The organism is Nocardioides sp., from assembly GCF_047607365.1.
GTDB lineage: Bacteria > Actinomycetota > Actinomycetes > Propionibacteriales > Nocardioidaceae > Nocardioides.
Genome location: NZ_JASGDD010000217.1, coordinates 1 through 11,013 on the forward strand (window position 1 = coordinate 1; position 11,013 = coordinate 11,013).

Annotated in this window: 10 protein-coding genes; 2 read left to right on the forward strand and 8 right to left on the reverse strand. The window is 71.8% G+C overall.

The annotated features are described in order from the left end of the window. Window positions 1–23: 23 nt before the first annotated feature. The 6 genes from QM572_RS16825 to QM572_RS16850 form a co-directional block, all read right to left on the reverse strand. On the reverse strand, window positions 24–2,609 hold the full coding sequence (locus QM572_RS16825; protein WP_415095126.1) for a beta strand repeat-containing protein: 2,586 nt from the start codon (window positions 2,607–2,609) through the stop codon (window positions 24–26). Window positions 2,610–2,684: 75 nt separating this feature from the next. Continuing rightward, on the reverse strand, window positions 2,685–3,500 hold the full coding sequence (locus tag QM572_RS16830) for a hypothetical protein (protein ID WP_415095127.1): 816 nt from the start codon (window positions 3,498–3,500) through the stop codon (window positions 2,685–2,687). An 80-nt stretch (window positions 3,501–3,580) separates the two neighbouring features. Next, window positions 3,581–5,284 carry a CHASE domain-containing protein gene (locus tag QM572_RS16835; protein WP_415095128.1) on the reverse strand — a complete coding sequence of 568 codons (1,704 nt, stop codon included), beginning with the start codon at window positions 5,282–5,284 and terminating at the stop codon, window positions 3,581–3,583. 125 nt (window positions 5,285–5,409) lie between these two features. Further along, entirely contained in the window at window positions 5,410–5,808 is a 399-nt protein-coding gene (locus tag QM572_RS16840) for a hypothetical protein (RefSeq protein ID WP_415095129.1), read from the reverse strand. Window positions 5,809–5,868: 60 nt separating this feature from the next. After that, the gene (locus tag QM572_RS16845) at window positions 5,869–6,813 is read right to left on the reverse strand and encodes a 1,4-dihydroxy-2-naphthoyl-CoA synthase (RefSeq protein ID WP_415095130.1); all 945 of its coding nucleotides are present in this window, start codon (window positions 6,811–6,813) and stop codon (window positions 5,869–5,871) included. Between the two features lie 15 nt (window positions 6,814–6,828). Then, window positions 6,829–7,272: a nitroreductase family deazaflavin-dependent oxidoreductase gene (locus tag QM572_RS16850; protein ID WP_415095131.1), complete on the reverse strand. Its 444-nt coding sequence runs from the start codon at window positions 7,270–7,272 to the stop codon at window positions 6,829–6,831. Window positions 7,273–7,411: 139 nt separating this feature from the next. On the opposite strand from QM572_RS16850, the gene QM572_RS16855 reads away from it, so the two are divergent. Continuing rightward, window positions 7,412–8,833, forward strand: a complete 1,422-nt coding sequence (locus tag QM572_RS16855) for an aminotransferase class I/II-fold pyridoxal phosphate-dependent enzyme (protein WP_415095132.1) — start codon at window positions 7,412–7,414, stop codon at window positions 8,831–8,833. Between the two features lie 63 nt (window positions 8,834–8,896). On the opposite strand, the gene QM572_RS16860 is transcribed toward QM572_RS16855, so the two are convergent. Beyond that, window positions 8,897–9,520 carry an ACT domain-containing protein gene (locus tag QM572_RS16860; protein WP_415095133.1) on the reverse strand — a complete coding sequence of 208 codons (624 nt, stop codon included), beginning with the start codon at window positions 9,518–9,520 and terminating at the stop codon, window positions 8,897–8,899. A gap of 214 nt (window positions 9,521–9,734) precedes the next feature. Between QM572_RS16860 and QM572_RS16865 the strand changes: the two genes are divergently transcribed. Beyond that, window positions 9,735–10,274, forward strand: coding sequence for a potassium channel family protein (locus QM572_RS16865; protein ID WP_415095134.1), 540 nt, complete (start codon window positions 9,735–9,737; stop codon window positions 10,272–10,274). A 12-nt stretch (window positions 10,275–10,286) separates the two neighbouring features. On the opposite strand, the gene QM572_RS16870 is transcribed toward QM572_RS16865, so the two are convergent. Continuing rightward, window positions 10,287–11,013 (reverse strand): ATP-binding domain-containing protein (locus tag QM572_RS16870; RefSeq protein WP_415095135.1); only part of this gene is annotated, 727 nt, incomplete at its 5' end.

Below are 11,013 nucleotides of genomic sequence, written 5' to 3' on the forward strand. Positions count from 1 at the left end.
CGCGCGGCCCGCCTCTGAGAGGTCTACCTCCTGGTCACCTTGAGCCGCACCGCGGCGCTGCGCGATCCGCTGACGTTGGTGCTGCCGGCGTACACGACGCGCAGCCGGTAGGTGCCCGCCTTGCGGAGCCTCGGCAGCGCGACCTTGAGCGTGCCGTTCCTGGCGGCGCTCAGGCTGTAGCTCGCGATCACCTTGGCGCCCTTGAGGACCCGGACGACGCCCGTGGGCGTGGCGGCGGCGCGCACCGTGATGGTCGCCCTGACCCTCGTGCCCCGGGTCACCTTGTGCCTGGCCAGCCTCAGCGTCGCGCTGGAGGAGACCCTGGCCACCGCGTAGGTCGTCGAGGCGGTCGAGCCGGCGAGGGCCTCGCCGGGATCTCCCGCGTACGTCGCGGTGACGGTGTGGCGACCGGCGTCCACGTCGGCGGGAAGAGCGACGGTCGCGGCGCCGCCGGTCAGCGTCGCCGAGCCCACCGTCGTGCCGTCGACGGCGACCGTGACCGTTCCGGACGCGGGCTCTCCGGCGGCGTCGGCGACCGAGACGCGGGCGGAGCCGGCGTGACCGTAGGTGGTCCCGTCCGCCGCGACCGTCGTGGTCGAGGCGGCGTCGGAGTCGGGCACCGAGACCACGATCGGGTCGCCGTACGTCCCCGTGATGGTGCGGCCTGCCAGGTCCGCGGCCGTGTAGGTGGTGCCGCCCTGGGTGATGGACACGGTCTTGCCGCCCTGCCCGACGATCGTGGAGGTCGCGTCGACGGTGAGGCTGGTGAGGTACGACGTGCCGGTCACCTTCCAGGTGGAGGCGTCGGCCAGGTCGACGATGACACCGTTGTTGACCGGCGCCGAGACCGTGTTGGTCACCTCGCCGATGTGCCGGTAGCCGTCGCCGGCGTAGGTGATCGTGCCGACGTCGTGCACCGAGGTGCTGGAGGAGATCAGCCCGGTGACCTTCGAGCCCGAGAGGTTGAGGACCAGGTTCTTCGGCACCGTCTCGTAGGCCGCGTTGTAGTAGTCGCCGGTGGTGGCGATGTCGGTCAGGTTCACCACCGCGGGCTTCTTGCTGCTCGAGGTGTCGGTCAGGTCCCAGCTGGTGGTGCGGGTCGCCGTGGCGCCGGGGTTGCCGTAGACCGGGTCGGTGTAGGTCGAGGTGGTGCTCAGGCCGCCCGGGTCGTCGCTCTCCATCACCTGGAAGATGACACCCGTGCCGCTCTTCACGGTCGCGCCGGCGGAGCCGTCGAGGTTGAGCGTGACGCCGCTGGCCTTGTCCTGGAACGTCGTCTCGCCGGTCGTGATCGCCGTGGCGCCGCCGATGTTCACCGTGCCGCCGGCGATGTTGCTGCTCCCGCCGCCGTGCCACATGATCCCGAACCGGCCGGAGTCGATCGTGGTGGCGCCGGCGACGACGTCCGCGATGTCCTCGGCGGTCAGGCCGAGGCTGTGCTCGACGTTGAGCGCGGCGACGGCCGCCGTGCTGGCGTCGCCGAGGTTGATCGTGCCGCCGGTGCTGATCACGCCGTAGTCGTCGACGTCGAAGGTCGTGCCGAGGAAGGTGTCGGTCACGCTGCTCCCGTCGGCGTACGAGCCGTAGCCGCCGTCGAGCGTGGTCACCTTCGTGCCGATCGAGGTGAGGAAGCTGTTGGACGTCGAGTCGGTGGAGAGCACGCCCCAGTTGGTCGAGGAGACGTCGTCGTTGAGGTAGGTGGCCTTGGTCCCGTTGCCGACCATGTTGGTCGCCCGGACGTTGCCGGTCAGGCCGAGCGCCCACGGCACCGCGCGCATGTTCGGCGGCGGGGAGAGCGTGTAGTCGCTCGGGAGCGTGCCGTCGTGGGTGACGATGGTCGAGTCCTTGATCACGCCGGTGGCGCCGTCGGTGACCACCACGCCGGAGCGGACGGCACCGGTGTTGTCGATGTCGGCGCCCTCGACCCGCACGCTGGTGCCGCTGTTGGCGGCCCGGATGCCGGCGCCGATCCCGGCGAAGTCGAGACGGCCGTTGCCGTCGAAGGCGATGGTCGGGTCGGTGATGCGGTACTCGCCGCCCTCGACGTCGATGCCGGCCATGCCCTCGCCGGTGGAGGCGATGGTGACGCCGTCGGCGCCGTCGGCGTCGTAGCTGCCGCCACTGACCGCCTGGCTCACCGAGCGGCCGGCGTTGACTCCCGAGGAGTCGATCGCGAGCGCCTGTCGCAGCGGGAAGGTGGTCCCGAAGATGGTGTAGGGCAGGGTGGTCGTGAGCACCAGCTGGACGCCGGTGCCGGAGCTGGAGCCGTAGGTCCCGGGGACGAGCACCGGCGCGGTGACGTTGGCGCCGTCGTAGGCCTGGCCCGTCTCGACGCCGTCGACCACGATGCTCAGCGAGTAGCCGTCGGGCACCGTGATGGCGGAGGTGGCGTCGGTGATCACCAGCTTCTGCAGCGAGGTGGTCGCGGAGACCGTGCAGGTCTCGCCCGAGGCGACGGTGAGGACTCCGCCGGTGAGGGTGTCGCCGCCGTCGCAGCTCACGGTGTCGTCCGCCGCCGCCGGCGACGCGGCGGGGAGCTGGGCGAGGGACAGCGATACGGCGGCGACCGCGATCGACAGGGGCGCCGCCAGGCGGCCGGTCCGGAACATGGCATCTCTCCTGATCTCCCGGGTCGGTGCGGCCCGAGAAGTCGAGTAGACCGCCGACGTCCCGTGTGACAGAAGTCACATGATCGGCATGGCTCCCATCCCCGACCGCGATGCCTCGCCTCCTCGATCGTCGATCAGCCTCAGCCCCCAGAACAGCGCGAAGAGGGCGAGCAGCCCGACCTCGGTGCCCAGGAGGGCGAAGCGCCAGGCGTGCGCCAGGGCGAAGACGACGCACACCGCGGCCATCCCGGCCACGATCGACCAGTAGGCGCCGTCGAGCCGGGTGGGGCTGGCCGACGCCTCGCGCGCGAGATGGCGCACGCCCCAGTCGGTGTTGAGCACCACCACGCCGGCGAACGGCAGGAAGGTGAAGACCGCGGCGAGGGCATGCGCGTGCGCGGCGAAGGAGTCGCGGTCGGCCAGCACCCACGTCACGCCGACCAGCCACGCGGCGGCCGTCAGGACGAGGCCGGCGATCCCCCAGGGCGTCGGGCGACCGGGCTGACGGCGTACGGCGAGGAGGACGACGAGGTAGCCGACGGCCAGCACCGCGAGGTAGGTCAGGGCGTTGTTGACGATGGCGGGGACGTCGGGCAGCCGACCCTCCTCGGGCGTGGGCACGAAGGCGACCATCGGCGCCGAGACGCCCGCCAGGTTGAGGCAGACGTCCTCGGCGTCGGTGAAGCCGCGCAGCGCGACGAGGCAGACCCCGATCGCGGTGAGCGCGCCGATGAAGACCGGCCCGGCGGCGGTGTAGTAGTAGGCGCTGATCGAGGTCTGCCACCCGCCGCGCACGGTCTCGGCCGCCACCGAGATCGCGAGCGCGAGCAGCAGCGCCAGGAGCGCGAACCGGACATAGCGGTAGGTCGTCAGCTCCGCCGACGTCGTCACCCGAGTGAGACTCACCCTCCCGTCATACCCGATCGCGCCCCGTCTCTCACCCGACGGCGGGCTGTTGGGAGACCGCGGCCTTAGCCTTCGGCGGACGGCGGGGTGACGGCGGGGTCGTCGTCCGGGCTGCCTAGGCGGTCCGGGGGCTCAGCGGGCCCGGCGAGGTCGGCGACGTCCACGAAGGCGCGGCCGCCGCCGCGCTTCGCGGAGAACATCGCGGTGTCCGCGGCGTGGACCAGGCCGTCCACGTCCTGGGCGTCGCGCGGGGACCGGGCGAGGCCGACGCTCGCCGAGACGCGGACGGTGCGGGAGTCCTCGTCGAGCCCGTCGACCCCGAGGACGACCGGCTCCTCGATCGCGGCCAGCAGTCGCCGGCCGAGGTCGGCCGTCTCGCGGGCGGCGTCGCCCTCGCCGCTCCCGGCGCCGCTCGGGGCGATGACGGCGAACTCGTCGCCACCGAGCCGGGCGACCGTGTCGCGAGGACCGGCGGCCTGCGTCAGCCGGGAGGCGAGGACGACGAGGAGCGCGTCGCCCGCGCGGTGGCCGAAGGTGTCGTTGACCGACTTGAAGCCGTCGACGTCGACGTAGACCAGGCCGACCTCGCCGGCCTCGATGGCCTCGTCCAGCCGCTCGCGGAACTCCTTGCGGTTCGCGACGCCCGTCAGCGAGTCGTGCGAGGCCTGGTAGCGGATCACCGCCGCGCTCGCCACGAGCTCGGAGTGCTGCGCGTCGTAGTGCAGCGCCAGGCGGCGCCATCCGCCGCCCGAGAGCCCGACCGCCAGCACCAGCATCGTCAGGACCAGGCCGCCGGCACCGACGATCCAGGGAGTCAGCGCCTCGACCGGGGTGGCGAAGCCGGGGCCGGCGGCGTACCGGGCCACCCAGGTCTGCCCCGGGAGCTCGACCGAGCCGGATCGCTGGAGCGAGGACGCCGCCCCGAGCGGCACCGGGGTGCCGTCGGCCTTCGGCGGCCTGCTCGACCACAGCAGCGCGCCGTCGCCGTCCGTGACCTCGAACTGGAGGTGCGAGGCGAACTCGCCGCGCAGGCCGACCATGAAGTCGGGCGCCCGGAAGGCGGCGCTCAGCCATCCGGCGAACTCGCCGTGCTCGGTCACCGGGAAGTAGGCGATGAAGCCGGGGCGGTCGTCGATCTGCCCGGCCAGCCGCAGGCGCGGGCTGACCTGCGCCTCGCCCAGTCTCCGGGCCTCCTCCATCACGGCGCGACGCATGGGATCCTGCATCATGTCGACGCCGAGCACCATCTGGTTCTCGGGCGAGAACGGGGCGACGTAGAGGATCGGCGAGTGCAGGGCGGTCTCTCCCGGAACGCCCGTGGGCGAGCGCACGGTGTAGTGGGAGATGAGCGCCGGGTCCTCCATCCCGTCCGGCACCTCGCTCGCACGTACGCCGGCGACGAACGCGTCGAGGTCGGCGTCCGCGACGGCCGGCGCGAACGACAGGGACTTGAAGCCGGGATAGCGGTCGCCGAGGTCGAGCGCGTCGACGTAGGCCACCCACTCGTCACGGGAGACCCCGTTCGAGCCGGCGAAGAACGCCGCGCCGCCACGCAGGATCTGGACGTACGCCTGCATCCGCTGCACGATCGCGACGTCGACCTGGGAGGACTCGAACGCGAGCCGGTCGCGAAGGTTCCGCTTGACCACCTCGTGCGCGCCCCACGTGGCCGCGACGGACAGCCCGAGGCAGATGAGCACCACCCCGATCAGCCCCGCGCGCCCGCCCGCCGTCAGCCGAGGACGAGCTGACTCCCCCCGCGTCCCCACGGTGGCAGCCTAGGACCAAAGGCCCAGCCGGGCGGGACCCGATCGGCACGACAGGGGACGGGTCGCCTGCGGCATCCCCGCAGGTCAGGACAGCTCCCGTGCGTCACACACGTCGCATCCGACGCTCAGGCGAGCAGGCCGCCCCATTCAACGTCGCCGTGTGCATAGAGAGCGAGGCCTGCATCACCCTCCCAGAGATCGATCCACGTCGGCGAGCCGTGGCCCTTGACGAATCGCGGCCGGCTCGATGCGAGGATTCCGAGGACGCCCGGCTCAATCCACTCGGTCTCGCATCCGACCGATCCACCGCATCCGCAGCCCTCGAAGGCCACCAGAGCACCGTCGGCCACCAGTTCCTGAGCCCTCTTCGGACTCACCTCGCCGATCCGGCTCAGCAGATGGCCTGACGGGTCGAAGAGCTCCCCGTTCACGTTGAACCCGCCCGGCCGAACCGTGCGTTCGTGCTTCGGCGCGGCCTTCGCCTCCGCCGCGATCTCGGCGAAGGTCCTGTCGCGGCGGCTCATCTCCCCATCATGGCGACGTCCGGCCACCGACGCACGCCCGATTCCGATCGGGAGGATCCCTCAGTAGTACCAGGGGTACGGCGACCAGTCGGGGTCGCGCTTCTCCAGGAACTGGTCGCGACCCTCCTGGGCCTCGTCGGTCATGTACGCCAGGCGGGTGGTCTCGCCGGCGAAGAGCTGCTGGCCGACGAGGCCGTCGTCGAGGAGGTTGAAGCTGTACTTGAGCATCCGCTGGGCGGTCGGGGACTTGCCGTTGATCGCCTCGCCCCACGCCAGGGCGGTGCGCTCGAGGTCGGCGTGGTCGACGACCCGGTTGACCGCGCCCATGCGGTGCATGGTCTCGGCGTCGTACTCCTCGGCGAGGAAGAAGATCTCACGGGCGAACTTCTGTCCGACCTGCCTGGCAAGGTAGGCGCTGCCGTAGCCGCCGTCGAAGGAGCCGACGTCGGCGTCGGTCTGCTTGAACCGCGCGTGCTCCTTCGACGCGAGGGTCAGATCGCACACGACGTGAAGGGAGTGACCGCCACCAGCAGCCCATCCAGGAACCACACAGATGACCACCTTCGGCATGAAGCGGATCAGCCGCTGGCATTCGAGGATGTGCAGTCGCGCGAGCTTGGCCTTGTCGATGACGCTCGGCTCCTCGGCACCGGTGTCGCCGCTGCCGATCTGCTTGTCCTCGTACTGGTAGCCGGCCCGGCCGCGGATGCGCTGGTCGCCGCCGGTGCAGAAGGCCCACTTGCCGCTCTTGGCACTGGGGCCGTTGCCGGTCAGGATGACGCAGCCGACGTCTGCGGACGTACGCGCGTGCTCGAGGGTGCGGAGCAGCTCGTCGACCGTGTGCGGACGGAAGGCGTTGAGCACGTCGGGCCGGTCGAAGGCGATCCGCACGGTGCCGTGCGCCTTGGCGCGGTGGTAGGTGAGATCGGTGAGGTCCTCGAAGCCGGGGACCTCGTCCCACTCCTCGGGGTCGAAGATCTCGCTGACGCCGTCGATCGCGCTCATGGCGCCCGAGGCTACTCAGTCGACGGGCTCCAAGAGGAAGAGGGGGATCTGCCGCTCCGTCTTCTTCTGGTACTCGCCGTAGGTCGGCCACGTCTGCACGGCGTAGTCCCACCACTGCGACCGCTCGTCGCCGTCGAGCTCGCGTACGACGTAGGGCTTCTTGACCGGGCCGTCCTGGAGCTCGACCTCGGGGTGGGCGCGGAAGTTGTGCACCCAGACCGGGCTGACGTCGGCGCCGCCCTTGGAGGCGACGGCGAGGTAGCGACCGTCCTTCTCGACGCGCATGAGCGGCGTCTTGCGGATCGCGCCGGTCTTCGCGCCGCGGTTGGTGATGACGATGATCGGGTCGCCGGTGTCGCGCAGCGTGTTGCCCTCGGCGCCGTTGGAGGACTCGAACGCCTCGACCTGGTCGCGGACCCACTGGGCCGTGCTGGGGATGTAGTCGCTGGAAGTCGCCATGTGGGGTCAATGCCCGACCGCACCGCGCCTATTCCGAGGGCGTGGACGCCAGGACGGGCGCTGCGTGGGCGCGACACGCGGGGAGCATGGGGGTGTCGCGCCGGAAGCGCGCACGTCCTGCCACGGGCAGACTGTCGCCATGCCGGACTCGGAGCTCCTGCGCGCGTGGTCGCGCTTCGTCGCCGATCCCGGCTCGCCGTTCACGATCCCCGGTCACAAGCACCGTGCCGGCGCGATCTGGCCCGAGCTGGGCGAGGTCGACGCCGGCGACGTGCCGATGTTCGGCGGGCTGGCGCCGGTCAAGTCGGCCGTCTCGGTGGTGGCCGCCGCCGAGGCGCGTACGGCGGAGCGCTGGGGCGCCGACTGGTGCCGCTACTCCACCGGCGGATCCACCCATGCCAACCAGGTGCTCGCCCTCGCGGTCGGCCCTCCCGGTGACGAGGTGCTCGTCGCGCGCAACGCCCACCGGTCGGTGCTGTCGGGGCTGATCCTGGCCGGCCTGACCCCGCGATGGATCGCACCCTCGATCGGTGCGGACGGGCTGGTCGAGGGGATCTCCGCCGCGGCGCTGGCCGAGGCGATCGCGGCATGGCCGAGGGCGACGGCGCTGTTTCTCGTCGAGCCGTCGTACGTCGGGACGCTGTCGGACCGGTCCTCGCTCATCGCGGCCGCGCACGAGGCAGGGCTCGCGGTGGTGGTCGACCAGGCGTGGGGCGCCCATCTCGGCTTCCACCCGTCGCTGCCGTCGCACGCTCTCGCGCTCGGTGCCGACGCGATCGTGATGAGCGCCCACAAGACGCTCCCGGCGTACTCACAGGCATCGATCGTGCTCGCCCGGACCGAGCGACTGGACCGCGGGCGGCTGGAGCGCGCCTTCGACCTCTCCTTCACCACCAGCCCCGCCGGCTCGATCCTCGCCTCGACGGACGGAGCGGTCGCCCTGCTCGACAGCCCTCTCGGCGAGGAGCTGCTCGGCGCGGCGATCGTGGCGGTGGCGCGGGCGCGGGACCGGCTACGGGCGGCGGGACTCGTGGTCCCCGGCCCCGACACGCACGCCATCGACCCCACCAAGCTGGTGATCCAGATCCCTCACGGCGGCGGGCTCGCGCTCGAGCAGACCCTGATCGCCGCGGGGCTCGCGCCCGAGCTGGCCGACGAGCACCTGATCGTCCCGTCCGTCACCATGCTCGACCGGCCCGAGGACGTGGACCGCCTGGTCTGCCTCCTCGTCGCCGAGACCCAGGGGCGTGCGGCCCGAGGCCCGCGCGGCCGCGCCCCGAGATCCGGATTGCTGCTGGCCGACACCCCTGCTCCCGCTCAGGTGATGACACCTCGCGAGGCCTTCTTCGCTGCCGCCACCACGGTCACGGCGGAGGAGGCGGTCGGGCGGGTCAGCGCCGAGCTGATCGCCCCCTATCCGCCCGGCGTGCCGGTGCTGGTTCCCGGCGAGGAGATCACGGTCGAGACGATCGAACTGCTCCGTGGGGCAGCCGCGGACGGCGTACGGATCGCCTATGCCGCCGACCCCACGCTCGCCAGCTTTCAGGTCGTCGGCTCGTAACCCCCACTCGGCGTGAGGGGAGCCCCCACTCGGCACGAGGGGAGGCCCCATTCGGCGAGAGGGTCAGGGGCGGGCGATGGAGGTGGCGAGGCTGACCAGGTGGCCGAGGCGGGCGAGCTCGGAGTCGAGGAACTCGGGGCCGCCGCGACGGCCGATGACGACGATCTCGTTGCCGTCGATGCGGGCGCCGGCGTAGATCGTCTCGTCGTCGGGATGGGTCTCGTCGGGGTCGACGTCGAGCGGGCAGGCGCGCTCGATCTCGACGAACGGCAGGTCGGTGGGCGCCGACTCGGTGCGGTCGATGGTGCCGCTGGCGCGGTGGATGCGCACGGCCCAGTCGGACCGGAAGGTGTGTGGCAGCACTTCGACCAAGCGGGTGAGGGCGTCCGAGGGCTCCTCGGTCAGGCTCTCGACCGCCTCGAGGTCGAGGAAGAGGTTGCCCCCGGCCGCATAGCGCGAGATCCAGATGACGCGTACGCCGTCGAGCTGGTTGCACGCCGACACGATCGAGTCGGGCATGGCTCCCGGCGCGGTCTCGAGGAGGACGTCGTCCACGGCCCAGCCCTCGTGGGACTTCTCCACGATCTCGATCGCCTCGATGTCCCCGCCCGCCTCACCGATCGCGGTGGCGAGGCGTCCGAGCGACCCGGGGATGTCGGGGAGCTCGACGCGCAGGAGGTAGGGCACGGCTAGACCCTAGCGGCCGTGCCTGAGACGAGGGGACATCTCACTCCTCGGCCAAGGTCGGGCGGTCACGCTGCAACCGTGGTGGAGCTCCACAGGTCCTAGACTGCGGCGCGTGACGCGCGTGGAAGCGTGGGAGCGCCGGACCGACGTGCCCTTGCTCCTGCTCGCAGGAGCATTCTTGATCGCGTACGCATGGCCCATCCTCGACCCTCGGATGGACGCGAGCCTGCTGTCCTCCCTGCACGTGGTGTCGTGGGCGGTGTGGGCCGCCTTCGTCGCGGACTTCCTGGTGCGAGTCGTGCTGGCCGAGCAACGGTCGACCTACATCTACCGACACTGGTACGACGTCGTGTTGATCGCGCTGCCGATGCTCCGACCGCTGCGGCTGCTCCGACTGTTGACGTTCGCGCGCGTGCTTGACCGCGTCGTCTCACGCGGACTCGTCGGCCGCGTGACCGTCTACGTGCTTGGCGCGGCCGTCACCGCCGTGCTCCTCGGCTCCCTTGCCGAACTGGACGCAGAGCGCGGGGCGGCCGACGCGAACATCACGACGTTTCCGGACGCACTGTGGTGGGCGTTCACGACGGTCACGACTGTTGGCTACGGCGATCGCTATCCGGTCACCACCCAAGGGCGCGTCGTCGCCGGAGCGTTGATGCTGATCGGAATCGCCGTGGTCGGCGCAGTGACCGCCGCCATCGCGGCGTGGTTCATCGAGCATCTGAACGACTCCGGAACGAACGAGTCCGCGTGAGGGCGCCGGGCGTCAGCCCGGCCCCGAGGCAAGCCGCCCGACGAGGCCGGTGGCGCGCTGCGCGCGATGCTCGATCGCCGCCCGGACGGCCTCGACGCTGCCGACCACGGTGACCCGCTCCTGGGCGCGGGTGACCGCGGTGTAGAACAGCTCGCGCGTGAGCAGCGGCGAGTCGGCCGGCGGCAGCAGCACGGTCACCTCGCGGGACTGCGAGCCCTGCGACTTGTGCACCGTCATCGCGTGGAGGGTCTCGACCTCCGCCAGCCTCGAGGGCGCGTACGTCGTCGGGCGGGTCCCCGAGATGACGACCCGCAGCTCGTCGCGGCCCTCCGGATCGGCCACGACCACGCCAGTGTCCCCATTGAACAGCTCGAGCCCGTAGTCGTTGGCCGTGATGAGCAGGGGCCGTCCGGCGTACCACTCCGGGAGGTAGGCGACGCCGAGCTCGTCGGCCAGCCACCGCTCGACCCGGCGGTTCCAGAACGACGCGCCCGCCGGGCCGTCGCGGTGGGCGCACAGCAGCCGGTGCTCGTCGGCGAGGGCCAGCACCGCCGCGAGGTCGCCACCGGAGGCCACCTCGTGCAGCCGCACGGCGTGCGTCGTCAGCCGTTGCTGCAGCGCGAGCATGGCCGCGGGGTCGTCGGGATCGACGAGCCTCACCGCGGCACGCCCGCCGGCGAGGACCGCCAGGGCCGCGTCCGCGTCGCCGGCGCGGAGCGCGGCGGCCAGCTCGCCGATC